Raw genomic sequence first — 24,663 nt, 5'->3', positions numbered from 1 at the left:
TTTTTGTGAGTCAGCAGAAAGTCAAAGGAGAATCGTATGCGTCGTTCAATCACCACTGTGCTCGTGCTGTTGTTGGTCATCAGCGTGTTGTTGACAGGTTGCCAGGCTGCCCAGCCGACGGCAGCCGTCAGCAAAGGCCCCTTCAAGATTGCGATCGTGCTGCCCAGCCCGATCACAGACATGGCCTGGGGCCAGGCCATGTACGGTGTCCTGAAGGCCGTGCAAAAGGAAATGGGCGAGGATAAGCTGCAGCTTGCCTATTCCGACAACATGTTCCAGGTGGCCGATGCAGCGGCGGCCCTGCGTGACTACGCCACCGAAGGTTACAACCTGGTCATTGCGCACGGCACCCAGTATGGCAACTCGATGTTCGATGTGGCCAAGGACTTCCCCGGCACCAGTTTTGCCTGGGGCACGGCCACCGACACCGGCGCCAGTAAGAACCTGAAGAATGTGTTTGCCTACGAGGCCAACGCGCAAGAAGGCGGCTACGTCAACGGCGTGATCGCGGCCATGCTGAGCAAATCGGGCGTCCTGGGCGTCGTTGGCCCGGTGGAAGCCGGCGATGCCAAGCTGTACATTGACGGTTTTGTGGCCGGAGCCACGGCCACCAAGGCGGACATCAAGGTCAATATCAGCTACACCGGCTCCTTCGGCGATACCGCCCTGGCAGCCGAAGCGGCCAACACCCATATCGCGGCCGGCGCTGACGTGCTCACCGGTTCCGCGCAGCAGGTGGTGGGCGCGATCGGTGTGGCCAAGAGCAAGGGCGTCAAGTGGCTGGGCACGCAGAGCGATCAAAGTTCGTTGGCGCCTGATGCCGTCGTGGCAACCCAGGTCTTCGATTGGACCGCGGTGGTCAAGGACATGATTGATCTGCACCAGAAGGGCACGATGGGCGGCAAGGCCTACACCCTGACCCTGTCCAACGGCGGCCTGAAGATTGTCTTCAACGCCGGCTCTCCGGTGCCTGACGATGTCAAGAAGGCGGCCGAGCAGGCGATCCAGGCGATCAAGGACGGGAAGATCAAGCCGCTGCCTTGAGCGGCCTCACCTCATCCCCCGGCCCCTTCTCCTCTCCGCGTGGCGGAGAGGAGAAGGGGGGGAGAGAGCGGCCTCACCTCATCCCCCGGCCCCTTCTCCTCTCCGCGTGGCGGAGAGGAGAAGGGGGGGAGAGAGCGGCCTCACCTCATGCCCCGGCCCCTTCTCCTCTCCGCTGGGCGTAGAGGAGAAGGGGGGGAGAGGGGCCTCACCTCAACCCCCGGCCCCTTCTCCTCTCCGCTGGGCGCAGAGGAGAAGGGGGGGAGAGGGACCTCACCTCAACCCCCGGCCCCTTCTCCTCTCCGTGGCGGAGAGGAGAAGGGGGGAGAGAGCGGCCTCACCTCATCCCCGCCCCTTCTCCTCTCCGCGTGCGGAGAGGAGAAGGGGGGAGAGCGGCCTCACCTCATCCCCCGGCCCCTTCTCCTCTCCGCGTGGCGGAGAGGAGAAGGGGGGGAGAGAGCGGCGTGACTGTAGCCCCGAATAAATTCGGGGCGTCAGTGGGTGTGGCATGCGGCAGACGGTGTTGTCACGCCGGAGGCGTGACCTACGTGGGGAGTCTTACTTTTGTGTCAGGGTATTTTATGACGAACTCGACCGCCCCGGTTTCACTTTCTTCTCCCGCGCTGCTGCCAACCGGGTTGCCGCGCATTGACTTGCTGGAGATGCGCGGCATCGTCAAGCGCTTCCCTGGTGTGCTGGCCTGCGACCGCATTGACTTCGATGTGAAGGCCGGCGAGGTGCATGCGCTGCTGGGCGAAAACGGGGCCGGTAAGTCCACCCTGATGAAGGTGCTGTACGGCCTCTATCACAAGGACGGCGGTGAGATTCGCGCCAATGGCCGGCCGGTGGAGATTCACACTCCCACCGACGCCCTGCGTCAGGGCATCGGCATGGTGCATCAGCACTTCATGCTGGTGGACACGCTGACCGTGGCCGAAAATGTCGCCCTGGGTCTGCCATCCAGCCGCGGCCCGCTGCTCGATCTTGACAAGGTGGAAGCGCGCATCCGTGTGCTGTCCGCCGCCTATGGCCTGCAGGTTGATCCCAAGTCCCCCGTGTGGACGCTGCCGGTGGGGGTGCGTCAGCGCGTGGAGATCATCAAGGCGCTCTATCGCGGCGCGGCGCTGCTCATTCTGGACGAGCCGACGGCTGTGCTGACGCCGCAGGAGGTGGACGACCTGTTCGTGACCCTGCGCCAGATGACCCGAGAAGGCCACAGCCTGGTGTTCATCAGCCACAAACTGCGCGAGGTGCTGGCGCTCAGCGACCGCATCAGCGTGCTGCGCGGCGGCGCGCTGGTGGGCACCGTGCCCAACGAAGGCGTCACGCGGCAGCAGTTGGCGCGCATGATGGTGGGCCGGGAATTGCTTTTGGAACGCAAGCGCGTGCCGGTGCAGGTGGGCGAGACGCTGCTCTCGCTCAACGATGTGGAAGCCTACCGGATCACGGGCACGCGCGCTGTATCACCTGACGCAAACGCTGCGCGGCGGTGAGATCCTGGGCATCGCCGGCGTCAGCGGCAACGGGCAGCGTACCCTGGCCGAGGTCATCGCCGGCCTGCGCGACCTGCGCGATGGTCACATCACCCTCCTGGGCGCCGACATCACCGCCTGGTCAGTGGGGCAACGCATCGAGGCGGGTCTGCGCTACATTCCTGAGGAGCGCATGCACGATGGCGTCATTCAGGAATTCTCCGTGGCTGAAAACATCATCCTGCAGGACCATGTGCGGCCGCCCTTCAGCAAGAGCAGTTTCCTCGATTTCAAGGCCATTGCCCGGCGCAGTCAGGACCTGGTGCGGGAGTTCCGTATCAAGACACCGGGCATTGACACGCCGATCAAGAACCTGAGCGGCGGCAACATCCAGAAGGTGATCCTGGCCCGTGAGTTGTCCAACAACCCCACGGTGCTGATTGCCGCGCAGCCCACGCGTGGGGTGGACATTGGCGCGACCGAATATATTCATCAGCGCCTGCTCGATCAGCGCAGCCAGGGCACGGCCATTCTGCTCATTTCCGAAGACCTGGACGAGATTTTGGCCCTTTCCGACCGCATTGCGGTGCTGTACGAGGGCGAGGTGATGGGCGTTGTCCAGCGCGATGAGACGAACGCTGAGGAGCTGGGGCTGATGATGGCTGGTGTGCGCCAGGCCGCCGAATGAATTCGGGGCGAAGGGGCGTTCCGCCGCAAAGTCGGCCTGCGCCGACTGGCATCGCGTCCACGCAGGTGGCCGCCCGGCCGCCAGGCCCATCAGGCGCGATTTCAATCGCTCGCCACCGGACAAAAAAAGACATCCGATTTCTGAGAGAAATCGGATGTCTTTTTGACGCCTGGTTTCTACGCCGCCGGTGCGACGCAGACCTCGCTCTCGCTGAAGGTTGGGTTGGCGTAGCCGAAATCGAACAGAATCAGCCATGTGTCCGGGTTGTCTTTGGCAAAGGCGGTCACTGCGGCGCAGGCGGCCACTGCATCTTGGGGTTTTTCGTATGCCTGCCACCAGAGATCGGCCACCTGGGCATACAGGTTGACCGGCTCGGCCGCCAGGAACTCGACGACGGTGACCTCCGCCTTTTCCATTTCTCCGCTGTACGCGTAGGCAAGCGCCAGGCGATAGCGGGCGAAACTGCGCAGTTCGTCGAGTTCGTTATCGCGGGTGCCGCACTTCTCCAGGGCGCTGTCGTTCAGCAGGGCATCGTAGGCGATGGCCGCCTCGGCATACTTCCCTGTGAGCATCAGTTGATTCGCATCCAGCAGATGATGATACAGACAGGTGGACGGATCATACATGAGATCGGTCAGTCTGTACGGCGCGCCCGCAAGCGATGACCAGGTCTCGTTCCATGAACGCTGTGGCCCGGCGCCCACCGAGGCGATGATGCCGCCGTGCAGCAGCAGCTCCTGGCCTGAACCGTCGTTGATGTCCTTGAAGCTGACCGTGGGATAGGCCATGGTCGCGTTGCCGTCAATCCAGTTTTGGAACGAACTGCTGGCCGGGTCCCAGGAGATGATGTGAACCGTGCCGAAGCAGGTGTGCGCGCCGCAGGTGGTATCGGTCCAGGAGATGTCAATCTTGCCGTCCGCGTTGATGTCGCTGGTGTCGAGCAGGGCGACGTCACCGGCTGCGCCGGCCTGGTAGGCCAGTTCCTTGCTGTCGCGCCCGGCATGGAAGATCAACAGGTCGCCGGTGGGCACCGCGGCCGCGGAGATGGGGTCGGTGATGACGATGATGTAGTCATCGAGCTTGTCGCCGTTGATGTCCTGGATGGTGACGCCGCCGTGCGCGCTGGTCACTGCGCCACAGGTTCGCAACCAATCCAACAGTTGCACAGGATTGGCGTTGAGCGCGTCATGGATACCGGTGGTGTAGTCAGCAAACTGCGTGGGGCACGCAGGCATGCCGGCGATTGGCGGTTTGGTTGCGCTGCCACCCGGTACCGGTGTTGCCGTGCTGCTGCCGGGGGTGGACGCGCTGGCGCCCGGAATGACCATGCGATCGCCGATGAACAGTACCTTGCCGCGGCGCTGCAGCTTGGGGTTGGCGTTCCACAGGGCAGCAAAGGGCACCCCGGTGCGCGCCGCAATGCCATACCAGGTGTCGCCGGGGCGTACCGTGTAGGTGGCGCCGGTGGTTGGCTGCGGGGTGACTGTGGTTGCCGGGCCGCTGCTGCCGTCGCCCGGGATGCAGAGTCGGTCGGTGCGCCAGAGCTGGTTGTTGCGCCGGATGTAGCGCGCGTTGGCGGCCTTGAGCGCGGCCACGCTGACGCCGTAGCGCTGCGCCACGCTGCCCCAGCCATCGCCAGCTCGCGGCGTTACGATCTGGCTGCACTGACCGCCGTTGGGTGTCGTTGATGCAGCCGCGCTCATGCTGCTGAGCGCCAGGGTCAGCAAGGCGACGCATACAACGACCACGACGAAAGTTCGACGACGAAGTTGACCGGCCATTTCTTTTCCTCCGAAAATCAAGCCACTGAGTTTTTTGTGCCCGAGCACGACGGGTGCAGCTATTATACACCAGGATGGGCAAATACCAGAATCAGGCCCGCGTTTGGCTCTTGCAGGCGCGTCAGGTTATAATGAACCTATGAGCGATCGTGTTTTCCCTGCCCACGCCCTGGAAACTGGCGCCGTCGCGGTCAGGCCGCAGACGGTTCTGGCGCGCTTGGCCGTCGTGCTGTTGATGGCCGGCCTGGTCTGGTGCTTTGTTGCCACGTTGGCCCCCGTCACCGTGCAGGTGGACGGCTACGCCGACCGCGTCTTCACCCATCAGCGCACCGTGCGCGAGCTGTTGGCTGAGCTGAACCTGGCCCTGGCGCCCGGGGATCACATGACGCCGGCGCTGGAGCAGGCGATTGCGCCTGGACTGCATGTCCAGGTGACGCGGGCGCGGCCACTGCTGGTCGTTGCGGACGGCCGTGAAATCCTGGTGCGCACGCACAGCCAGCGGGTGGGTGACATTTGGCCGGCCGCGGGCATCACGCCTGCGGGGATGGACGAGCGCTTTCTGGATGGGGTTCCCGTGACCGATCAAACCGCGCTGCCTGTCCCTGTGATCGAGCCTGGCGTGGCCCCGCGCTACCGGGCCGGGCGGCCGTGGGTGGGCAAGCAGCCGGCGCCGCTCACGCTCACGCTGCGCCGCGCGGTGCCGCTGACGGTGCTGGACGAGGGGCTGCCGTTGACCTTCATGACCACGGCGCCCACAGTTGGGGAAGCGCTGCGCCGCGAGCAGTTCGTTCTCTACCTGGGGGATGTCGTGCAGCCCAGTCTGGGCAGCCCGGTACGCGCCGGCGGACGGGTCTTCATCCAGCGCTCGACGCCCGTGGTGTTCTTTGCCGATGGCGAGACCTTGAAAACGCGCACCCGCCAGTACACGGTGGGTGACGCCCTGGCCGAGCAGGGGATCGTGGTGGTCGGGCTGGATCAGGTGGAGCCGGCCTTGACGACGCCCCTGGTGCCCAACCTGGCCATTCGGGTCATTCGCGTGCGTGAAGTCCTGGAAATTGAGCAGCAGGTGGTGCCGTTCATTTCCATCTGGGTGGGTGACGATAAACTGGAGATTGATCGCAGCCGGGTCAGTGTGGCCGGCCAGGATGGCATCCAGCGCCAGCGCTACCGTATGCGCTACGAGGACAACCAGGTGGTGGCGCGGACGCTGCAGGAAAGTTGGGTGGCGCAAGAGCCGATCACACGGGTGCTGGCGTACGGTCGCCAGATTACCCAGAAAACGCTGGATACGCCAGAGGGTCCGATCATCTATTGGCGCAAGCTGCGTGCATACACCACGTCCTACACCGCTTCCAGTGCGGGCGTGCCGCGCAGCAGCCCCTCCTACGGCCGCACCCGCATCGGCTTGCCGCTCAGCACCGGAATCGTCGCGGTGGACCCCACCGTGATTCCGCTGCGTTCATGGGTGTATGTCCCCGACTACGGCAAGGGCCTGGCCGGCGACACCGGTGGCGGGGTCAAGGGTAAGTTCGTTGACCTCGGCTTTTCCGAGGGCGAGTACCAATCGTGGCACTGGTGGAGTGATGTCTATCTGTTGTGGCCGCCCCCCCCAACTTATCAAATTCGCTGGGTGTTGCCAGATTGGCCCAAGTATCCTGACCGGCGTCGTTGAAATGGCCGGCGGTTGAGTTGTGGCGTTAGTTTTCTTGAAACCACTTTTTGTGCGAGGGTATGTGCATGTTACAACCACGTTTGTTCTTCGATCTATCTGCCTTTGCTCATGCGGCCTTGTTCGATGACCTGGCGTTCGTCTGGCAGGCACTGCCGGCGATTGGCGCCTATGCACGGGCGCAGTTGGCTACGGCCTATCAGCCGGCGCTGCTCGGCACCGTCGCGACCGGCGCCTATCTTGTCAACCCGGAGTTGATCTACCTGGGCGAGGGGAGCATCATCGAGCCAGGCGCTTACGTGGCCGGCCCCTGCATCATCGGCCGGCACTGTGAGATTCGCCACGGCGCGTACGTGCGCGGCGATGTCATTCTTGGCGATGATAGCATCATCGGCCATGCCAGCGAGGTCAAGAATTCGATCTTCCTGAACGGCGCGCATGCGCCCCACTTTGCCTATGTGGGCGATTCGATCCTGGGCAATCGCGTCAACCTGGGCGCAGGCACCAAGCTGAGCAACCTGGCGTTGACCAGCCAGAAAGACCCGACCACCCGCCAGCGCAGCACCATCCGGCTGGAGGTCAACGGCCAGATGGTGGATACCGGCCTGGCCAAGATGGGCGCGATCATGGGCGACGATGCGCAGACCGGCTGTAACTCGGTCCTCAACCCCGGCTGCATCATCGGCCCGCGCACGCTGATCTACGCCAATGTCAGCCTGCGTAAGGGCTATTACCCGGCCGACACCATCGTCAAACTGGAGCAAGGGATCAGCATGCTGCCGCGGATGTAGGGCCGTGGCGTGCTATCTCTGAGGGCGCTGAGGAGGAACGATCATGTGCGGGCGTTTCACCCTTTTTGCTTCGCCTGAAACGATTCAGGCTGAGTTCGACCTGGCCGAGCCGCCGGCAAACCTGGCGCCGCGCTACAACATTGCCCCGACGCAGCCGGTGGCCGTCATCGCCAACCACGCGGCGGCGCGCCGGGTTGAGCTTTTTCAATGGGGCCTGATTCCCTCCTGGGCCAGGGACCCCAGCATCGGCAGCCGCATGATCAACGCGCGCGCCGAGACCCTGGCCGAGAAGCCGTCGTTCCGCACGGCTTTGCGCAAGCGGCGCTGTTTGATCCTGGCCGATGGCTTCTACGAATGGCGCAAGGACAACGGTGGCAAGACACCCTTCTTCATTCATTTGGTCTCAGGTCGGCCGTTTGCCCTGGCTGGCCTGTGGGAGGTTTGGCAGACCCCGGACGGCGTGGCGCTTCCCACCTGCACCATCATCACCACCGGGCCAAACAGCCTGATCGCGGCGTTGCACGACCGCATGCCGGTCATCCTGCCGCCCGCGGCGTACGCGGCCTGGCTCGACCCTGCGCCGTTGGCCCCGACCGATTTGGCCCCGCTGCTGGTTTCTTATCCGGCCGGCGAAATGGCGCTCTACCCGGTGTCGCGCACGGTCAACGCGCCGGCCAACGACAGCCCGGCCTGCATTGCGCCAGGATGAGTTTGCTTGCGCTTTTCGTGGACAAGTTCTATAATTCAACCAGGCTGCGTGAGCATTGTCCGTTCCCACAGTGCTCGCAAGCAGCGTGAATCAACATTCCTGTTGGCTGCGGCGCCCGGCCGAAGATTGACTCCCGCTCAGCGCCGGAACCCGGTAACAGGCAGTGGGAACGAATGAGATACGAGGAATGAGATAAGAGGAAGGAGGCAGGTGTTCATGGCTGACAACAGCAGTCTGCGCGGGCAGTTTGGCTCGCATGAAAAATCGTCAGCGCAAGCGGGCGAAGATACCGGTGATCTCGGAGGCGCCTTTGGCTCACGGAGCGAGGGCGACGATCAGCCCCAGCAGCCGGCCGCGGCGCGCCCTGAGCGCAGCGATCCACTGCCGGTTGCGCGCCCTGCGGCCGAGCCGCCGCTGACAACGCAAGCCCCGGCCGACGACGAAGGCCCGAAGAAGCGTTACTACACGCCTTCGGAAGTGATGGCCAAGAAGGGATGCATTGGCTGCGGTGGAATGGCGCTCGCCCTTCCCCTGCTGCTGGCGGTGGCGGGCCTGGTGGCCTGGCTGCGCTAAAACCCCCGTAGGCTTGTGCGCGAGAGGAGGAATCCTTATGTTGTGTGGTTGGATCGCTGCTTTGCTCGTCACCATCGTCATCGTGGCTGCCGTTGAAATGGTTTCCAAAACCAACCTGCCTTACGGCTGGGTGGGCAACATCGTAGTCGGCTTCATCGGCGGCGTCCTCGGTCAAGTCGTCCTGGGCCAGTGGGGGCTAACCCTCTACGGCGTCTACGTCATTCAGACGTTCATCGGCGCGCTCGTCTTCGTCCTGGCCGCCAAGTGGGTCATGGGACGCATGGCTGCTCGCCGCTAGAAATAACTTTCTCCAAACCCGTCCAACCGTTTACGGCCGGGCTGCAAGTTTGCGCCAGGCGCGCAAGCCGCCGGCTTGCGCTACGGCGTGACGGCCGGGAGGCTGGCTTCCCACAGCGGCCCTGGGCCGAAGGCTTGCAAGCCGGCGGCTTGCGCTACGGCGTGACAGCGCCGCCCGGCCAGGACGGCCGGACCTGCGGGGACCGCCGCTCTCTTCCCCCCTTCTCCTCCCCCGGCTCTCCTCCCCCCTTCTCTTCCCCCCTTCTCCTCTCCGCACCGCGGAGAGGAGAAGGGGCCGGGGGTTGAGGTGAGGTCTCATTTTTATCGTGCTCCTGCTGTTTCGCTCCCCCAGAGTTGATGTTTCGATGCCTGATTTTTCCGATGATCGCCAATTGGTCGGGGCGCTGGCTGGCGGCGATGAAGCGGCCTTCAGCTTCTTGCTCGACCGCTACCACCAGGCGCTCATCCGCACCGCGCTGCTTTACGTTTCCAGCCGCGCCGTGGCGGAGGAGGTGGTGCAAGAAACCTGGCTGGCCGTGCTGCAAGGCATTCAGCGTTTCGAGGGCCGTTCCTCCCTCAAGACCTGGCTCTTTCGTATCCTGATGAATCGCGCGCAGACCCGCGGTCAGCGCGAGGGCCGCACCATCCCCTTCTCCGCTCTTGCTCCTGACTCTGCGGACGCCGATGAGCCAACCGTGGAACCAGATCGCTTCTTATCTGCCACCCATCCGCAGTGGCCCGGCCACTGGACGCAACCGCCTCGCTCCTGGCAGGGCATACCCGAAGAACTCTATCTGTCTGCCGAGCTGCACGCTGCATTGCTGCAGGCCATCGAACAACTGCCTCCTCAGCAGCGTGCGGTGATTTCACTGCGCGACCTGGATGGCTGGAGCGCCCAAGAGGTCTGTAACACCCTGCATCTCAGCGAGACTAACCAGCGTGTTCTGCTCCATCGCGCCCGCGCCAAAGCCCGTAAAGCCCTGGAGCAGTACCTGGAGCGAGCGGGGGGAGATCGCACTTGAACAGAACAGCCATGCCTGCCCAAGAATTGACCTGTCAGCAGTTGGTAGAATTGGTCACCGACTACCTGGAAGGCGCGCTGTCTGCACCCGAACGGGCGCGCTTCGAGGCGCACCTGGCGATGTGCCCTCACTGCGCGGAATATCTCGCACAGATGCGGCGCACGATTCAGACGCTGGGCAGGTTGACGGAGGCCTCGTTGGATGCGCAGGCCAGACGTGATCTTTTGCAGCTTTTTCGTACCTGGAAGCACCGGCAGGCGCCGCCCGTCAACGGCGCCGCGCCCACTCATTCAAATGGCGGGACGTCATCAAAAGAGAAATGACACAGAGGGACATGACATCATGGAACTAGCTATGATCGGCCTGGGCCGCATGGGCGGCAACATGGCGCGGCGATTGGCACGTGGCGGCCATCGCATCGTCGCTTATAATCGCACGCCGGACAAGGCGCTGGAATTGGCGCAGACCGAGCCAAACGTCGAGCCTGTGACAGCGCTGGCGGAGTTGGTGGCGCAATTGACCGCGCCGCGCGTCGCCTGGGTGATGGTGCCCGCTGGCGACGCCACCGAGCAGATGATTGACACCTTGCTGGATTTGCTGACCCCTGGTGACATCATCATTGATGGCGGTAACTCCAACTACCACGACACGCAGCGCCGCGCCGGTAAAGTCAAAGGGCGCGGCTTTCACTTTGTGGATGTGGGCACCAGCGGCGGCGTGTGGGGATTGACCGAAGGCTACAGCCTGATGATCGGCGGCGACAAGGAAGTGGTTGAGCGTCTGACCCCCATCTTCCAGACGCTGGCGCCTGGGGCTGACAAGGGCTGGGGTCATGTGGGGCCGCATGGCGCCGGTCATTTTGTCAAGATGGTACACAACGGCATCGAGTACGGCATGATGCAGGCGTTTGCCGAGGGCTTCGAGATCATGCGCAGCAAGCAGGAGCTGGGCCTGGACGTGGCGCAGATTGCCCAAATCTGGCGCAACGGCAGCGTGGTGCGCTCCTGGCTGCTGGACCTGATCGCGGCCGCGCTGGCGCAGGATGCCAGTCTGAGCGACATTGCCGGTTGGGTCGCGGATAGCGGCGAGGGACGCTGGACGGTGGCCGAGGCCATTGACCTCGATGTGGCGGCGCCGGTCATCACCTTGTCGTTGCTGATGCGCTTTGTCAGCCGCCAGGACGAGAGCTACGCCGCTAAGCTGCTGGCCGCCATGCGCAATCAATTCGGTGGTCATGCTGTCAAAACGGCCGCGTGATGAACAACTCTCTGCCAATCACCATTGTCATTTTTGGCGCGTCTGGTGACCTGACCGAACGCAAGCTGATTCCGGCCATCTTCAGCCAGTACCGCAAAGGGCGGCTACCGGCTCATGTTCGCATCGTCGGTTTTGCGCGCCGTCCCTGGAACCCGGATGATTTCCGCGCGCATCTGCTGCACGGCATGCAGGCTTACGCGGCCGAGACGTACGATGAGCAGGCCTGGCAGAGCTTTGGCGCCAACGTGTTCTACGTGCGGGGCGATCTGAGCACGGGAGCCGACTACGCCACGCTGCACCAGGCCTTGAATGACCTGGAGAGCGGGCCGGCCAATCGCCTGTACTACCTGGCGACGGCGCCCGAATACTACATTCCCGCGGTCACGCATCTCGGCGCCAATCAAATGGCTGACGAGGATGAAGCCTGGCGGCGCATCGTCATCGAAAAGCCGTTCGGGCATGATCTTGCCTCCGCCAAACACCTCAATGAGGTGCTGCACGCCGTCTTCCAGGAATCGCAGGTCTACCGCATTGACCATTACCTGGGCAAGGAAACAGCGCAGAATCTGCTCTTCTTCCGCTTCGCCAACACCATCTTCGAGCCGCTCTGGAACCGCAACTACATTGACAACGTGCAGGTCACCGTGGCCGAAAGCGTGGACGTGGGGCATCGCGCCGGTTATTATGACGAGACCGGTGTGTTGCGCGACATGTTCCAGAATCACCTGCTGCAACTGTTGACGCTGATTGCCATGGAACCGCCCGCTTCGTTCAATGCCGATTCCGTGCGCAACGAAAAGGTCAAGGTGTTGGCCGCGGTGCGCCCAATTACACCCGCAAACGTGGCCGGCCGTACGGTGCGCGGGCAGTATCGCACCTACCGCGACGCGCCCGGCGTGGCGCGCGGTTCGCAGACCGCGACCTACGCCGCGTTGCAGTTGTACATTGACAACTGGCGCTGGCAAGGCGTGCCCTTCTATCTGCGCTCCGGCAAGGTCATGCCCGCCAAGATGTCAGAGATCATCATCCAGTTCCGGCGCCCGCCGCACGTCATGTTCAACTTCCCACCGGAGCGGCTGCTGCATTCGAACCTGCTCTCCATCTGCCTGCAGCCCAACGAAGGCATACACCTGCGCTTCGAGGCCAAGGTGCCCGATTCTGTGCAGGACACACGCTCTGTGGACATGGAATTCTACTTTCGCTCCTCTTTTGGCGACGGTCCGCTGCCCGACGCCTATGAGCGCCTTTTGCTCGATGCCCTGGCGGGCGACGCCTCTCTTTTCACACGCAGCGATGAGATCGAGCAGGCCTGGCGCCTGATTGATCCGATCATGGCCGCCTGGGTCACGCCACAGGCGCCGCCGCTCAGCTTCTATGAGGCGGGCACCTGGGGGCCACCTGAGGCCGACATGTTCATGGCCCGCGACGAACGGGTGTGGCGCTCCGTCTGCGGCGCCGGCAAGTGAGCAAATTCATGGATAGCACGACATTGAAACGACAGGCGGCCGAACTCGCCGCCGATTTGGTGGAATCGGGCACGGTCGTTGGCCTGGGGGTTGGCAGCACAGCCATTTTTGCCGTCTATCGCCTGGCCGAACGCCTGCGCCAGGGCGACCTGCGCGACATCGTCGGCGTTCCCTGCTCCATCGCAACCGCCGACGCCGCGCAGCAGTTGGGCATTCCGCTGACCACGCTGGACGAGCATCCCGTGGTGGATGTGACGATTGATGGCGCCGATGAGGTGGACCTGGCGCTGAATTTGATCAAAGGCGGCGGCGGCGCGCTCTTGCGCGAAAAGATCGTGGCGCAGGCCAGCCGTCGTGAAATCATCGTGGTGGATGAAAGCAAACTCTCGCCCGCGCTCTGCACCCGCTTTGCCCTGCCGGTGGAGGTCACGCCGTTCGGCGCGGGCGCGCAGGCGCGCTTTCTGCAATCTCTCGGCGCGCAGGTGACATGGCGCCGCGATAGCCGTGGCGACTTGTTTCACACCGATCAGGGCAACCTGATTCTGGATTGCGCCTTTGGCCCGCTGGACGACCCGGCGGCCCTGGCGGACCGGCTGGCCGGCCGCGCCGGCATCGTGGAGCATGGCCTGTTCATCGGCCTGACCACAGACCTCATCGTGGCCGGCGCGCATGGCGTCAGGCACGTGACGCGGGGATGAGAGAGATCGGAGATCGGAGATCAGAGATTGTATGACAGAAGAACTCATTTTGACCCAGCAACGCGACAACGTCTTCGAGATCATCTTGAACCGGCCGGACAAGCGCAACGCGCTGAACTGGCCCATGCTGCGGGCGTTGCCCGGCGCCGTGGCGCAAGCGCGACGTGCGGCGGGAGTGCGCGCCATCGTCGTGCGCGGCAGCGGCAAGGGCTTTTCGGCCGGCATTGATCTGAACGCCTTCTTCGAGCTGCCCGCCGCGTATGGCCCGGACTGGCAGCGTCACATGCGCGAGATTACTGAGGAGTTCCAGGCGCTGCTGAACAGCCTGGCGCAGGTGGAACTGCCGACGATTGCGGTGCTGCATGGCTTCGCCCTGGGATTGGGGCTGGAGTTGGCCCTGGCCTGTGATCTGCGCCTCGCGGCCGAAGGCGCCCTCCTGGGCTTGCCCGAAGCCCGGCTGGGCATCGTGCCCGATGTCGGCGGCTCCACGCGGCTGGCGCAGGCGGTCGGCCTGGTGCGCGCGAAAGAGCTGATCTTCACCGGCCGCCAGATTGACGCCGCGCTGGCCGAGCGCTGGGGCCTGGTCAACCAGGTGGCGCCGGCCGATCAACTCGACGCCGCGCTCGATGGGCTGCTGGCGGAGATCATGCAGTGCGCGCCGCTGGCCGTGGGCATGGCCAAGCGTCTGCTGAATGGCATGTTCGACACCCCACGCGGCCTGGCCCTGGAAGGCTGGGCGCAGAGTCAACTGATCGCTACGCAGGACTTTGGCGAAGGCGTGCAGGCCATGCTCCAGCGCCGCCCCGCGCAGTTCAAGGGCAAGTGATGGGATGCCCCCGCGCGGGGGGGGCCCCCGCCCGGGGGGTGAGTAACCCCCCCCCCCCCCGCCCCCCCCCCCCCCCCCCCCCCCCCCCCCCCCCCCCCCAAACCCCCCTCCCTCAGCCCGCCTGATTCAACTCCCAGATCAGGCGCAGACCCGCGAGGGTGAGCCAGGGGTCCACGATCTCCAGCACATCGGTGTGGCGGGCGATCACTTCGCCCAGGCCGCCGGTGGCGATGACCTTCATGTCTGGCCCCAGGCGGGCGCGAAAGCGGGCGACCAGGCCCTCGACGAGCGAAACATAGCCCAGGAAAAGGCCCGACTGCATGGCCTGCACCGTGCTCTTGCCGATCACATCGGGCGGCGCGGTCAGCTCCACGCGGAAGAGCTGCGCGGCGCGCTGACCCAATGCATCGGCCGCGATGGCCAGGCCGGGCGCAATGGCCCCGCCCAGGTAATCACCCTCCGCGCTGACCGCGTCGAACGTCGTGGCAGTGCCAAAATCCACTACGCAGGCCGGCCCGCCGTACAGCTTGTGCGCGGCCGCGGTGTTGACCACCCGGTCTGCGCCCACCTCGCGCGGATTGTCCACGCGCACGCGCACCCCTGTGCGCACCCCGGCGCCGACCACCAGCACCTTGCTGTGCAGATAGTTTTCGCCTAACTCCACGAACGGCTGCGTCACCGCTGGCACCACGCTGGCGATGATCGTGCCGGTCACGCTGCCGGGCGCCTCGAAGCCGGCGCGCTCCATCAGGCTGAGCACCGTCACCGCATACTCGTCGGCCGTTTTACCTTGAACGGTGTTCAAGCGCCAATGGGCCTTGAGCGTCTCGCCCGCGTACAGGCCCAACACAATGTTCGTATTACCAATATCAACGGCCAGTAGCATATCCTCTCCGTTTCTGCCATCACCGATGCTAGTCCACGCAGGTGGACTTTGCAATCGTTGCAGCGACTTGCAGTCGCCCGTCTACATTCACAACACCAGGTTGTCAATCAGCCGCGTGCGGCCGATGCGCACCGCCAGCGACAACAGCACATTTTCGCTCGCCGATTCGTGCAGTTCGGCCAGGCTGCGGGCATCGGCCGCGCTGATGTACTCCACCAGCGCCAGCGGCTCCGCGACGAGCACCTCGGCCATCTGACGGCGCAGCCGCTCCGGTTCGCGTTCGCCGTGGTTCCACGCCTCCTGGCCGGCAGTCAGCGCCCGGTAGAGCGCCGGCGCCGCGCGGCGCTGCTCCGGCGTCAGATAGGCGTTGCGGCTGCTCATCGCCAGCCCGTCCGGCTCGCGCACCGTGGGGCAGACCACGATCTCCAGGTCGAAGTTCAGATCGAGCGCCATCGTTTGAATGACACGCACCTGCTGCGCGTCCTTTTGCCCAAAGTAAGCGCGCGTGGGGCGGGTCAGGTTGAACAGCTTGGCGACCACCGTGGCGACGCCGCGAAAATGCCCTGGCCGGCGGGCGCCTTCCAGCGGCTGCGCCACCTCCTCCACTGTGACATAAGTCTGAAAGCCGGGCGGATAGATGGCATCGGGGGGTGGCGTGAAGACGATGTCACAGCCGGCCTCGGCCAACAGGGCAAAATCACGCGGGAAATCGCGCGGATAGGCCGCCAGGTCCTCGTTGGGGCCAAACTGAGTCGGGTTGACGAAGATGGTCGCGATGACATGCTCATTTTCGGCGCGGGCGGCCTTCACCAGGGCCACATGCCCGGCGTGCAGATAGCCCATCGTCGGCGCCAGGCCCACGGTTCCGCTCAGGCTGCGCCGCACCGCGTGCATTTCTGCGGTTGTGCTGATCTGTTTCATGATCGGCGCTTACCGTTGCCCCCGTAGATGGCGACCGTCGCCTCGCTGCTGGCCGCATCCGCGCCGGCGATCATCCCTTCGCCGGCCGGGCCTGCATCGGTCGCGGCGAGCAGGGCCGACCAGGTGGCGGCGTCCATGCTGACGCTGTGCGCCTCGGTGGGGAAGCTGCCGGCCTGCACCTCGGCCGCATACGCGGTCAGCGCCTCACGGGCCGCCTTGCCCAGTTCGCCGAAGCGCCGCGCGTGCTTGGGCACGAAGTCCTCGAACAGGCCCAGCATGTCGTGCCACACCTGCACCTGGCCGTCGCAGCCGGGGCCGGCGCCGATGCCAATCGTGGGCACATGCACGCGCTTGCTGACCAGCGCGGCCAGTTCGGCCGGCACCAGTTCCAGCACAATGGCAAACGCGCCCGCTTCTTCCAGCGCGATGGCGTCGGCCAGCAACTGGCGCGCGGCGTCCAGGCTGCGCCCCTGCACCCGGTAGCCGCCAAACTGGTTGACCGACTGCGGCGTCAGGCCGATGTGGCCCATCACCGGAATGCCATTGTCGGTCAGGCGGCGCACTGTCTCAGCCATGCGCGCCCCGCCTTCGATCTTCACCGCCTGCGCGCCCGTCTGCTGCATCACGCGACCGCAGTTGGCAAGCGCCTGCTCAGGGCTGAGGTGATAGGTCATGAACGGCATGTCCACCACTACCAGCGCGACCTGCGTGCCGCGCACCACGGCTTTGGCATGATGGATCATCTCCTCCAGCGTTACCGGTACGGTGGATTCATAGCCCAGCATGACCATGCCGAGCGAATCGCCGACCAGGAGAATCGGCAAACCCGCGGCCTCCGCCAGGCGGGCGCTCGTGTAATCATAGGCCGTGACCATGGGGATGCGCTCCCCGCGGTCCTTCATCTGCTGAAAATGACGAATGGTTTTGCGCATAACAGGCTCCTTTTAGTGCAAAGTGCAAAGTGCAGAGTACAAAGTGGCGGGGGCATCAATGCTGAATGATGAATTCGGAATGCTGAATAGGCAACGCCAGGGAATTTTTCGTGCGCACGTCGGGAGTGCAAGCTCAACATTCAGAATTCATCGGGTTGGGATTTCTGTCCTCACAGCGTGCGTTACGGCGTCCAGCGCCTGGGGGTCAAGATTGAGCGATTGGGCCAGGGGGAGGGTTTGGCGGGCCAGGGCGCGATAAAGGGATGACAGGTCGGGGGCCGTGGCATCCAGGGCGTCCAGGTGGCGGATCACGGTGTCGGCATCGCCGCGGCGGATGGGGCCCGTGAGGGCGCCGGGCAGACCGACGGCCGCCAGGTTATGCACGGCGCCCTGGGTCAGGCTGAGCAGCGCGGCGGAGGCCTGGGTCGGCGTCAGGCCGGCCTGGGTCAGCAGATTCACGCCCACGCTGAACAAGGTCACCACGTAGTTGCTGGCAAAGACTGCGCCGGCGTGATAGAGCGGGCGTGCGCCCGGCGCCAGCCACTGCCAGGTTCCGTTCAACGATTGTGCCAGGGCCGGCAGCCAGGCGGTCAACGGCCCGGCGCCTTCCAGGGCAAAGAAACTGCCGGGCAGCACGGTCAGCGCAGCCTCGACGGTGGCAAACGCCTGCAGCGGATGGAACCCGCCGATGACCGCGCCTGCGACCTGCGCGGGCGCCAGCGCGCTCACCTCCACCGCGCCGGAACAATGCACCACGCCCTGCCCGTTGCGCCAGCCGCCGACCTGCGCCACCGCCTGGCAGCAGGCTGCGATGGCGCCATCGGGTACGGTCAGTAGTACCAACTGCGCCTCGGCCAGGCGCGCCGGATCGGTCCACGCGGCTGCGCCGACCTGCTGCGCCAGACGGCCGGCCGGGTCCGGCGAACGGTTCCAGACGCCGCGGATGGTCCAGCCGCGCCCGGCGAGCAGCAGGGCCAGCGCGCTGCCCACACGGCCCGCGCCGGCAATCGCCAGCGTGGGGCGCGGCATCTCGTTGAACTCGGCTGCGCTTGCGGTCTTCATCGTTTAATTCAGCTCATCTCCGGCACATAATCGGCGAAGCGGGTGTTGGCCTTCTCTTCGCCCGTCACCTGCACGATGCGATTGTCCGCATCCACGAAGACCACCGTCGGCGTCCAGGGTTGGGGGATCGGCTCCTGCACCTGCGCGTAGGACATGATGATGACCTTGTCGCCCGGCGAGACCAGGCGCGCCGCGGCGCCGTTCAGGCAGACCTCGCCGCTGCCGGGCGCGCCGGCAATGACATAGGTTTCCAGGCGCTGGCCGTTGTCCACGTCCACCACCTGCACCTTTTCGTATTCAACCAAATCGGCCGCGGCCAGCAGGTCGGCGTCAATCGTAATGCTGCCAATATACTGCACATTCGCGCCCGTCACCGTGGCCCGATGAATCTTACTCTTGAACATCGTGCGTACCAACATTCGTTTCACCCTCCGCAATGGTAATACTGCAAGCGGGCACGAATTGTGCCTGTTTCCGTAGGCAGAAAAGCGAGGTCTATTCCCGCTTACAGTATACAAAAACAAAAAACCTCTCGCACAGACGTGCGAGAGGTTGCTTAATCAGCCCCAGTCTACCTCGCCGTCTCGGTCGTCGTGCGATCCAAGCGACATCGAACTCTATGATGTTTGCGATCCACATCTGCTTGCCGCCACCGCAGTGGTCAACAGCAGAAAGGATTATAGCATACCTGCGCCGGGTGGCAAGTAGGAATGGCTACAGATAGCATTTCCAGGCGTATTCACCGCGGAGGTGGCAGCCGAATCGCGCCTTGCGACGGGCCTGGATGCGTCGTTGCGCTCCTTGTGTTTGGATGTGCGCCCGGTTGGAATGGCTGCTGCAGGCAAAAACACCCTTGACAGAGAAGGTGTCGGGGAGTATACTGCATTCAATGACAGCGCCATGGAGGGTTCCGCGCCTGGCGGGACCGGTGGGTTTCCCTGAACGATTTGCTACGCAAGTGCTGAGCTGTCAGAGCCTGATGATTCCATTGAATGATGAACCGCAACAACGATGAATGCATTCCCAACAGAGCCGAAGAAAATCATGGAGCGGATCCGGCGCTACGAACGCGCGCTGCGCAAGGATATCAGGGCCTTTGGCTTCATTGATGATGGCGCTGGCAAGCGATACCTGCTTGGGGCACTCTATTTGATACTGGGCGATGCTGAAGGAGCAGTCCAATCATACAAGTGGCTCGAACAAGTCCTTCCAGACGACATGGGAGAGCCTTTTGATCACTTGTGCTGGTCATTGGCCTTGTATCGGGCGGGCGACACAGAAGCCGCTTCCCGAAAACTGCTTCGAACCATGTTGCATAATCTCTATCTGCTCCCTGCCCTACTCGGCCTGAAGCAAGACTGGCTTGAGATATGGCATGGCGACAATTGGGCGGAGAAGAGCTACATTGACTATGCGCCAGCCGAAATATTCTCTTTGTGGGATGAGCCAGCTTTGGAATGGGCCGGGCAGATGTATCGCACTCCCAGGTTCCAGGAAGTCCGGGACCGGTATATCGAAATTTGCCAGCAATTGCAATCGGAGCCGGTGGGGTCAAAACGCAGCCAGTTGGTGCGAGAGATGTTTCAGCTTAGACTGGGCTGAACGCAGACCAGGTGTCCGGTTTGGCACAAGTTGCTGCCCTCGCAAAGCCTGTTCGCTGCCGTCAGCAGTTCGAGATGCTGTCTTCCCCGGGATGCATCGGCGCACCACTTCGAGCCAGCGGCATTAGTGGTCAGCAGCCAGCTCGACGGCGGGCGCGGGACCAAAGACCTCATCGAAGAATGGCTGCGGGGACAGGCGAGTTTGCCACTGCCGATGCCATTCCACGTAGTCTGGAAAGCGGGAGCGAGGCAGATTGAGAAAACGGGCTGTCTCAATCGGGCCTAGCGCAGTCATCAGCGCTTCCAGTCCTCGACGTACCATCGTCTCTTCCGGCAGATAGGTTTGTGTGCTCATCGCAGGTCTTCCTTGTCACAATAGGTCGTCGGAGCGCCGCACCAGACCCTGGAGCCGACGCGTCGCAATTGACGAAGCAGGCGATCGTCAACAGTCACAAAATCACACCCCGCAAGCTCGGCAAACGCCACATGAGCAGCATCGGCTACGCCAAGCCCCAGCTCGTACAGTTGTTCTGCGCGGCTCCGAACTTGGATCATGTCAACAACGACCTCTGTCCCAACATCTTCGAGCAAGAGTTGGATGTGTTCGCGTTTTGCCAGGTCAGGGTTGGCGGCTACCTCGGCGGCGTGAACCGGTGAGACCACCATGCATAAAGTAGGCGCCTGGGCATGGCTCAAGATGAGCAACACCGCATCGGACTCGAGACGAACGCGCATCTGGTTCTGATCGTCAAGCGGTCGGTTGAGGGCGCATACATCCAGGTAGACACGCCTGAGCGGCGGCAGTGAGGCCGACTCTGTATTTGCCATGACTCTAACTCCTGTCCTGATTGTACTACCGGTGAGCAGTTGATGCAAGGCAGTGGGGAGTACGCGAAGTTGACAGAGTTTTGACAGAAGGTTGGAAGACCTGTGAGAGAGTATTGGGTGTATAATGTAGTGTGACAGGTATGTTTCAAGGATCAACAGGAGACACAGGCCATGAGTTTCATTAAATCTGTGCGTCAGCAAGCGGACCGTGCCAGCTTGGAGGCAGACAAACTTATTCGCATTCACGGCGAGCAGGCAGTAATCTCACAGCTACAGCGCGACATCAAGACGCAACTGGATGCTCTGGCGGTGACAACTCTGGCCGCCTATCGCAGCCGTGGGCTTGCTCAGCCTGAACTCAACGCCATTTGCCAACAAATCGAAGGCATTGAACTGCAGATACGCCAGCGCGAGGCGCGCGTCGAGCAGATTCGCGCCGAGAGGTTGGCCGCCCCGATGGCCCAAATCGGTGTTCCTTGTCCGAATTGCCGTCAACTCATCCCGCCTGACGCCGCCTTCTGTCCGCTGTGCGGCTTCAAGATTCCCAAGGCGCCTCCGGCCGAGGAGATATGCCAGTCATGCGGCAGCTCCAGGCCGGTTGCCGCGCAGTTCTGCCCCACTTGTGGCGGACGCAAAATTGCCCAGCCGCAGACGATACGGTGTACGGGCTGCGGCGCAGAGCTGCCGATCAGCGCGGTGTTCTGTCCCGATTGCGGAACGCGGACAGGCACGTCTGCGCCCCCCGGTTCGTCGTCTGAGCCGAAGCCGGCAGTCCTTTCTGCTGCTCCAACGATGGTTGCGACCCAGGCCGAGGCTGCCGAAGCAGCGCAACCGCTCACAAAACGCTGCGCCTCATGCCAGGCAGAATTGCCCATCGAGGCGACCTTCTGCCCTGAATGCGGTTCTCGGCAGCAAGCGCCCGCAGAAGAGAAACCCGCCGAAGCTATCGAAGAATAAAACACCGCGCCTGAGCGGTGACGGCATGCACAATGTGGAGGTTGAAATGAACCATCGTTGCACTGCTAAGCTTAATTTCCGTCTGAAAGGAGACACGATGACCTGTCCCAATTGCGGTACCCCGAATCCTGGCCCAGGACCGTTTTGCATGTCATGTGGGTATCGCCTGCCGGCGCCCGCACCGACACAAACATCGGTGACGCCGAAGCCGGCGCCTGTGTCGCCAGCGCTAGCGCCTTTGGCCGTACCGTCAGCGGCGGCTGTTTCGGCGGCGCCCCGGAGCGCGGCCGCGCCCATACCCTCTCCGATCGCGCGCGGCTCTCTCACCACGATCCGCCACATCGCCGCGGGCTCGGTGTTCAAGGTTGCCTTCGTGGTTAGTTGTCTGTTGTTCGGCTTTTTCGGCTGTCTGTTCGTGCTGTTGCCTGGCTTGTTCGGCAGCAGCCTGCTTGGGAGCCTGGCCGGGGACCGCGACGGCCTGGGGATTCTTGGCGGAGGCATGATCGCCACCGTGGTACTCTACGTCCTGCTGGTTGTCGTTGGCGCCTTTGTCCAGGGCATCGTCACTGTCATCGCCGCGCTCATCTACAACGTGGCCGCCGGCTGGGTTGGCGGGGTCAGCGTCGAGCTGGAGCCATAGAACCGGGAGTCTCAGAGTGGCCGATCCTGTGGCAGGGGCAGCCTTGCCGCGGGATGCCAAGGTCAACGCCGAAGCCTATGAATATGTGGCAGGGAACATCAGGCAGGTGTGAGAGTTCCGAATGATAGTGAAAAATAACCCGCCCCGCTAGCCCGATCCTTCGCACAGAAGGGGGTAGGCCGCCACACTCGGCGACTTTTCGCGGGGTGGGAGAAAGCTTGACGGCTCTTTACCTGAACGTAGTATTGCGCTTTTGGGGGCGCGTGTCAAGCCCCCTCGTGAGGCTTTATGGCCGACCATCTACCTTTCTGCATCCATTGCGGCGCCCAGCAATTGACGGCTGACTCCCGGTTCTGCTACCGGTGCGGACAGTCTATCCTGTCTGCGACACCGCGCCGTGGGAGAGCCGCACCCTGGTTGGCGCCGGTGCTGGTCTCAGTCGCTATCATCATCGTCGCGGGCGTCTTACTGATGCGTTGGCAGTTGGCGGGGCCGACGGCCAGCGCTCCGGCCGCTCTCAACCCGCAGACCGTGTCCACCACACCCTCGGCGCCGGTCACACCAACTGCGACGCAAATGGCTGTTACGGACCGCGTCGCATCCACGTCGCCCTCGCCATCTGAGACGCCTACACCGTCGCCTTCTTCCTTGCCGGAGCCGACTCCTACGCCTGTCACACCCCAGCCGATGCAGTTATCGCGTCTCACCTGGTCGCCAGATGGCATGTTGCTGGCCATCGGGTCGGCCACCGGCGTGTATCTCTACGACACAGCTACGTGGCGGGAAGCCCGCTTCATTCCGATGGAGGTGGGCGACCGATCTTGGTCCTTCGCCGCCAAGGGCCCGGCCTTCAGCTTTGATGGCACGTTGCTTGCTACCCGGGGGCGCGTGGTCCAGGTTTGGTGGGTGGCTGACGGCAGCTTGGCCTATGAGCTAGAAGCGTCTACGCTGCTCGCCGCCAGCCCGGTTGAAGGGTTATGGGCCACAGATAATGGGTATGGAGGCAGCTCCGCCAGGCTTCGGCTCTGGCGTGTGAGCGACGGCCAGCTTGTGCGCGAGCTGTCCACAGGCAGAGAGTACGGCGTACTTCAGGACGTGTTTTTCTCCTCTGATGGGCAGTTGATTGCTACGACGGCGGGGGAGGCTGACGGCTTTGTCGTCTCCCGCGTTGCGGACGGTGGAGTGCTTTCAAGGCGCCCCAAGACTCCCTATGGTCGGCCTATGGCGTTGATCTGGCGTTCCGTCCGGGTACCAGCACGATGGCATATATCGGAAGCGAAAGTATGCTGGGCCTCTGGAATGCCATGACCGGAACGCTTATCCGGCAGCTTATCGGTCCTACCGACACAACGAGGAGCCCGGCAGTCTATCGCGTTGACTTTGCGCCCGATGGCGTATCTTTCGCAACGCTCCACTCGGCAGGGCCCAAAACTGAAGGAGGAACCATTCAGCTTTGGCAGGCCGACGGGACGCGTGGCCAATCGTGGTCAATCGCAACCAGGCCCAGTGATCTCGGCTTCAGCCGCGACGGGAGACTGCTGGCCGTCGTTACCGGGCAAAGCTTCTATCTGTACAATCCGTCCGACGGGAGCATGGTCCGCCAGGTGGAACCTACCTGGCATCAGGGCATCCTGCCGACCCCGACTCCAACGCCGCTCTCCCTCGGGCTGAACCTGCCAGCCGATTGGAAGGACTACTACGATCTCGGCGGAAGCAAGGAACTTCACTTCAAACTCAGAATTCCCCCGACCTGGGTCCAGGAGCATCAGGGTGCAAGTTATTTCCGAGTCCCATCTTCTTCAATCAATCCGCTGACTGCTATGCGAGTGCAAATCCATAGTGGATACTGCGGCAGGGCGCAAGGCGATCCAGGCAGTCAGGCGAGCGTAGAGTCCGTCAAACGAATGTGGACTTCATATGAACAGATGAAGAGGGTGTTTGTCAGTGGTGGTACGTGGCCGCTTATCATCCCCGCCACCTATGGGGAGTTCGACACAACGTACAACTTGGAGGGGCCAAAAGTTGCCAGCGTCCTCGCGCGCAGGAAAACCCGCGAGATCATTTTGGACTGGCGAACCCAGTCTGGTGAGTGCGTGCTAGCATGGCTTGAAGATGAGTTGGAAGACATCAGCGAGCAGGACAGACTTGAGTTCTCGCGCGTGGTGGCGTCCATAGAGTTCGAAGATGAGCAGCATCCTTTCCCGACCGCCACGCCGACATTCACGCCGACGCCCAATCCGGCGCCACCACCTGCGTTGCCGTTGCAGATCTTGTTCGATGCCAAGGCCTCGCGCAGTTCAGGAGGTGGCGGCAGTGCGGATATCACCATTGACATCAAGGACGCATACGGCAATCCGGTAAATGGCGCCGAGGTAAAGCTCAGTTGTGGATGGGGCTGCTACAGCGTGGGACTCAGTCGTGATGGCCGGTACACGACCAGCTTCGGGTCAACATCCGACGACAACCATTCAGTGAGCGTCGAGGTTTGCTGGAATCAGGAACTCATTGCGCAGCAAGACTTCGTGATATCCTGGCAGTAGAGCCAG

Annotated in this window: 25 protein-coding genes and 1 pseudogene; 17 read left to right on the top strand and 9 right to left on the bottom strand. The window is 63.3% G+C overall.

Features of this window, described 5'->3' with window-relative positions:
* The first annotated feature begins 36 nt into the window (after positions 1-36).
* Together IPM84_06955 and IPM84_06950 are read left to right on the top strand one after the other, a co-directional pair.
* On the top strand, positions 37-1,044 hold the full coding sequence (locus IPM84_06955) for a BMP family protein (protein ID MBK9092505.1): 1,008 nt from the start codon (positions 37-39) through the stop codon (positions 1,042-1,044).
* A 578-nt stretch (positions 1,045-1,622) separates the two neighbouring features.
* Positions 1,623-3,201 (top strand): annotated as a pseudogene (locus IPM84_06950) (ABC transporter ATP-binding protein).
* Between the two features lie 176 nt (positions 3,202-3,377).
* Here the strand turns inward: IPM84_06950 and IPM84_06945 are convergent.
* Positions 3,378-4,982: a LysM peptidoglycan-binding domain-containing protein gene (locus tag IPM84_06945; protein ID MBK9092504.1), complete on the bottom strand. Its 1,605-nt coding sequence runs from the start codon at positions 4,980-4,982 to the stop codon at positions 3,378-3,380.
* Positions 4,983-5,121: 139 nt separating this feature from the next.
* Between IPM84_06945 and IPM84_06940 the strand changes: the two genes are divergently transcribed.
* From IPM84_06940 to IPM84_06890, 11 genes are all read left to right on the top strand, one after another.
* Positions 5,122-6,654, top strand: a complete 1,533-nt coding sequence (locus IPM84_06940) for a DUF348 domain-containing protein (GenBank protein ID MBK9092503.1) — start codon at positions 5,122-5,124, stop codon at positions 6,652-6,654.
* 65 nt (positions 6,655-6,719) lie between these two features.
* Positions 6,720-7,442, top strand: coding sequence for a glucose-1-phosphate thymidylyltransferase (locus IPM84_06935; protein ID MBK9092502.1), 723 nt, complete (start codon positions 6,720-6,722; stop codon positions 7,440-7,442).
* Positions 7,443-7,485: 43 nt separating this feature from the next.
* The gene (locus IPM84_06930; GenBank protein MBK9092501.1) at positions 7,486-8,151 is read left to right on the top strand and encodes an SOS response-associated peptidase; all 666 of its coding nucleotides are present in this window, start codon (positions 7,486-7,488) and stop codon (positions 8,149-8,151) included.
* A gap of 216 nt (positions 8,152-8,367) precedes the next feature.
* The gene (locus IPM84_06925) at positions 8,368-8,724 is read left to right on the top strand and encodes a hypothetical protein (GenBank protein MBK9092500.1); all 357 of its coding nucleotides are present in this window, start codon (positions 8,368-8,370) and stop codon (positions 8,722-8,724) included.
* 37 nt (positions 8,725-8,761) lie between these two features.
* The gene (locus IPM84_06920) at positions 8,762-9,022 is read left to right on the top strand and encodes a GlsB/YeaQ/YmgE family stress response membrane protein (GenBank protein MBK9092499.1); all 261 of its coding nucleotides are present in this window, start codon (positions 8,762-8,764) and stop codon (positions 9,020-9,022) included.
* A 364-nt stretch (positions 9,023-9,386) separates the two neighbouring features.
* The gene (locus tag IPM84_06915; GenBank protein MBK9092498.1) at positions 9,387-10,043 is read left to right on the top strand and encodes an RNA polymerase sigma factor; all 657 of its coding nucleotides are present in this window, start codon (positions 9,387-9,389) and stop codon (positions 10,041-10,043) included.
* 11 nt (positions 10,044-10,054) lie between these two features.
* Positions 10,055-10,366 (top strand): zf-HC2 domain-containing protein, encoded by a 312-nt coding sequence (locus IPM84_06910; protein MBK9092497.1) that lies wholly within the window; start codon positions 10,055-10,057, stop codon positions 10,364-10,366.
* Complete coding sequence (gene gnd / locus IPM84_06905; protein ID MBK9092496.1) at positions 10,338-11,300, top strand: decarboxylating 6-phosphogluconate dehydrogenase; 963 nt, start codon at positions 10,338-10,340, stop codon at positions 11,298-11,300. The genes IPM84_06910 and gnd overlap by 29 nt, the downstream gene beginning before the upstream one ends.
* A complete protein-coding gene (zwf, locus tag IPM84_06900; GenBank protein ID MBK9092495.1) occupies positions 11,300-12,766 on the top strand; it encodes a glucose-6-phosphate dehydrogenase in 1,467 nt (488 codons plus the stop codon). Before gnd ends, zwf begins: the two co-directional genes overlap by 1 nt.
* Before the next feature lie 8 nt (positions 12,767-12,774).
* On the top strand, positions 12,775-13,464 hold the full coding sequence (gene rpiA / locus IPM84_06895) for a ribose-5-phosphate isomerase RpiA (protein MBK9092494.1): 690 nt from the start codon (positions 12,775-12,777) through the stop codon (positions 13,462-13,464).
* Between the two features lie 31 nt (positions 13,465-13,495).
* Positions 13,496-14,290, top strand: coding sequence for an enoyl-CoA hydratase/isomerase family protein (locus IPM84_06890; protein ID MBK9092493.1), 795 nt, complete (start codon positions 13,496-13,498; stop codon positions 14,288-14,290).
* Between the two features lie 112 nt (positions 14,291-14,402).
* On the opposite strand, the gene IPM84_06885 is transcribed toward IPM84_06890, so the two are convergent.
* The 5 genes from IPM84_06885 to IPM84_06865 form a co-directional block, all read right to left on the bottom strand.
* Positions 14,403-15,176, bottom strand: a complete 774-nt coding sequence (locus tag IPM84_06885; protein ID MBK9092492.1) for a type III pantothenate kinase — start codon at positions 15,174-15,176, stop codon at positions 14,403-14,405.
* Positions 15,177-15,263: 87 nt separating this feature from the next.
* Entirely contained in the window at positions 15,264-16,097 is an 834-nt protein-coding gene (locus tag IPM84_06880; GenBank protein ID MBK9092491.1) for a pantoate--beta-alanine ligase, read from the bottom strand.
* Entirely contained in the window at positions 16,094-17,029 is a 936-nt protein-coding gene (gene panB, locus IPM84_06875) for a 3-methyl-2-oxobutanoate hydroxymethyltransferase (protein ID MBK9092490.1), read from the bottom strand. Before panB ends, IPM84_06880 begins: the two co-directional genes overlap by 4 nt.
* Positions 17,030-17,176: 147 nt before the next feature.
* Positions 17,177-18,091, bottom strand: a complete 915-nt coding sequence (locus IPM84_06870; GenBank protein MBK9092489.1) for a DUF2520 domain-containing protein — start codon at positions 18,089-18,091, stop codon at positions 17,177-17,179.
* 8 nt (positions 18,092-18,099) lie between these two features.
* Entirely contained in the window at positions 18,100-18,507 is a 408-nt protein-coding gene (locus IPM84_06865; protein ID MBK9092488.1) for an aspartate 1-decarboxylase, read from the bottom strand.
* 595 nt (positions 18,508-19,102) lie between these two features.
* Here IPM84_06865 and IPM84_06860 point away from each other — a divergent pair.
* Complete coding sequence (locus tag IPM84_06860) at positions 19,103-19,693, top strand: hypothetical protein (protein ID MBK9092487.1); 591 nt, start codon at positions 19,103-19,105, stop codon at positions 19,691-19,693.
* A gap of 123 nt (positions 19,694-19,816) precedes the next feature.
* Here the strand turns inward: IPM84_06860 and IPM84_06855 are convergent, their stop codons facing one another.
* Entirely contained in the window at positions 19,817-20,047 is a 231-nt protein-coding gene (locus IPM84_06855) for a hypothetical protein (GenBank protein MBK9092486.1), read from the bottom strand.
* On the bottom strand, positions 20,044-20,520 hold the full coding sequence (locus IPM84_06850; GenBank protein MBK9092485.1) for a PIN domain-containing protein: 477 nt from the start codon (positions 20,518-20,520) through the stop codon (positions 20,044-20,046). Before IPM84_06850 ends, IPM84_06855 begins: the two co-directional genes overlap by 4 nt.
* Before the next feature lie 171 nt (positions 20,521-20,691).
* Here IPM84_06850 and IPM84_06845 point away from each other — a divergent pair, with 171 nt between their 5' ends.
* Positions 20,692-21,477 (top strand): zinc ribbon domain-containing protein, encoded by a 786-nt coding sequence (locus tag IPM84_06845; protein MBK9092484.1) that lies wholly within the window; start codon positions 20,692-20,694, stop codon positions 21,475-21,477.
* 148 nt (positions 21,478-21,625) lie between these two features.
* Positions 21,626-22,117 (top strand): hypothetical protein, encoded by a 492-nt coding sequence (locus IPM84_06840; protein ID MBK9092483.1) that lies wholly within the window; start codon positions 21,626-21,628, stop codon positions 22,115-22,117.
* Between the two features lie 356 nt (positions 22,118-22,473).
* On the opposite strand, the gene IPM84_06835 is transcribed toward IPM84_06840, so the two are convergent.
* Entirely contained in the window at positions 22,474-22,866 is a 393-nt protein-coding gene (locus IPM84_06835) for a hypothetical protein (protein MBK9092482.1), read from the bottom strand.
* 534 nt (positions 22,867-23,400) lie between these two features.
* On the opposite strand from IPM84_06835, the gene IPM84_06830 reads away from it, so the two are divergent.
* Complete coding sequence (locus tag IPM84_06830; protein ID MBK9092481.1) at positions 23,401-24,657, top strand: hypothetical protein; 1,257 nt, start codon at positions 23,401-23,403, stop codon at positions 24,655-24,657.
* Positions 24,658-24,663 lie beyond the last annotated feature (6 nt).

Source organism: Candidatus Amarolinea dominans, assembly GCA_016719785.1.
GTDB lineage: Bacteria > Chloroflexota > Anaerolineae > SSC4 > Amarolineaceae > Amarolinea > Amarolinea dominans.
Note: the sequence above shows the minus strand (reverse complement) of the source record. Positions and strands in the feature narration are given on the sequence as shown.

What these genes read in the sequence shown, in the direction of transcription:
- IPM84_06880 (MBK9092491.1), bottom strand. Translation starts at nt 16,097, where the DNA reads ATGAAACAGATCAGCACAACCGCAGAAATGCACGCGGTGCGGCGCAGC.
- IPM84_06910 (MBK9092497.1), top strand. Translation starts at nt 10,055, where the DNA reads ATGCCTGCCCAAGAATTGACCTGTCAGCAGTTGGTAGAATTGGTCACC.
- IPM84_06930 (MBK9092501.1), top strand. Translation starts at nt 7,486, where the DNA reads ATGTGCGGGCGTTTCACCCTTTTTGCTTCGCCTGAAACGATTCAGGCT.
- IPM84_06885 (MBK9092492.1), bottom strand. Translation starts at nt 15,176, where the DNA reads ATGCTACTGGCCGTTGATATTGGTAATACGAACATTGTGTTGGGCCTG.
- IPM84_06955 (MBK9092505.1), top strand. Translation starts at nt 37, where the DNA reads ATGCGTCGTTCAATCACCACTGTGCTCGTGCTGTTGTTGGTCATCAGC.
- panB (MBK9092490.1), bottom strand. Translation starts at nt 17,029, where the DNA reads ATGCGCAAAACCATTCGTCATTTTCAGCAGATGAAGGACCGCGGGGAG.
- IPM84_06940 (MBK9092503.1), top strand. Translation starts at nt 5,122, where the DNA reads ATGAGCGATCGTGTTTTCCCTGCCCACGCCCTGGAAACTGGCGCCGTC.
- rpiA (MBK9092494.1), top strand. Translation starts at nt 12,775, where the DNA reads ATGGATAGCACGACATTGAAACGACAGGCGGCCGAACTCGCCGCCGAT.
- IPM84_06925 (MBK9092500.1), top strand. Translation starts at nt 8,368, where the DNA reads ATGGCTGACAACAGCAGTCTGCGCGGGCAGTTTGGCTCGCATGAAAAA.
- IPM84_06920 (MBK9092499.1), top strand. Translation starts at nt 8,762, where the DNA reads ATGTTGTGTGGTTGGATCGCTGCTTTGCTCGTCACCATCGTCATCGTG.
- IPM84_06860 (MBK9092487.1), top strand. Translation starts at nt 19,103, where the DNA reads ATGAATGCATTCCCAACAGAGCCGAAGAAAATCATGGAGCGGATCCGG.
- IPM84_06945 (MBK9092504.1), bottom strand. Translation starts at nt 4,982, where the DNA reads ATGGCCGGTCAACTTCGTCGTCGAACTTTCGTCGTGGTCGTTGTATGC.
- IPM84_06855 (MBK9092486.1), bottom strand. Translation starts at nt 20,047, where the DNA reads ATGAGCACACAAACCTATCTGCCGGAAGAGACGATGGTACGTCGAGGA.
- IPM84_06870 (MBK9092489.1), bottom strand. Translation starts at nt 18,091, where the DNA reads ATGAAGACCGCAAGCGCAGCCGAGTTCAACGAGATGCCGCGCCCCACG.
- IPM84_06935 (MBK9092502.1), top strand. Translation starts at nt 6,720, where the DNA reads ATGTTACAACCACGTTTGTTCTTCGATCTATCTGCCTTTGCTCATGCG.
- IPM84_06850 (MBK9092485.1), bottom strand. Translation starts at nt 20,520, where the DNA reads ATGGCAAATACAGAGTCGGCCTCACTGCCGCCGCTCAGGCGTGTCTAC.
- IPM84_06840 (MBK9092483.1), top strand. Translation starts at nt 21,626, where the DNA reads ATGTCATGTGGGTATCGCCTGCCGGCGCCCGCACCGACACAAACATCG.
- zwf (MBK9092495.1), top strand. Translation starts at nt 11,300, where the DNA reads ATGAACAACTCTCTGCCAATCACCATTGTCATTTTTGGCGCGTCTGGT.
- IPM84_06830 (MBK9092481.1), top strand. Translation starts at nt 23,401, where the DNA reads ATGCTGGGCCTCTGGAATGCCATGACCGGAACGCTTATCCGGCAGCTT.
- gnd (MBK9092496.1), top strand. Translation starts at nt 10,338, where the DNA reads ATGGCGGGACGTCATCAAAAGAGAAATGACACAGAGGGACATGACATC.
- IPM84_06845 (MBK9092484.1), top strand. Translation starts at nt 20,692, where the DNA reads ATGAGTTTCATTAAATCTGTGCGTCAGCAAGCGGACCGTGCCAGCTTG.
- IPM84_06915 (MBK9092498.1), top strand. Translation starts at nt 9,387, where the DNA reads ATGCCTGATTTTTCCGATGATCGCCAATTGGTCGGGGCGCTGGCTGGC.
- IPM84_06890 (MBK9092493.1), top strand. Translation starts at nt 13,496, where the DNA reads ATGACAGAAGAACTCATTTTGACCCAGCAACGCGACAACGTCTTCGAG.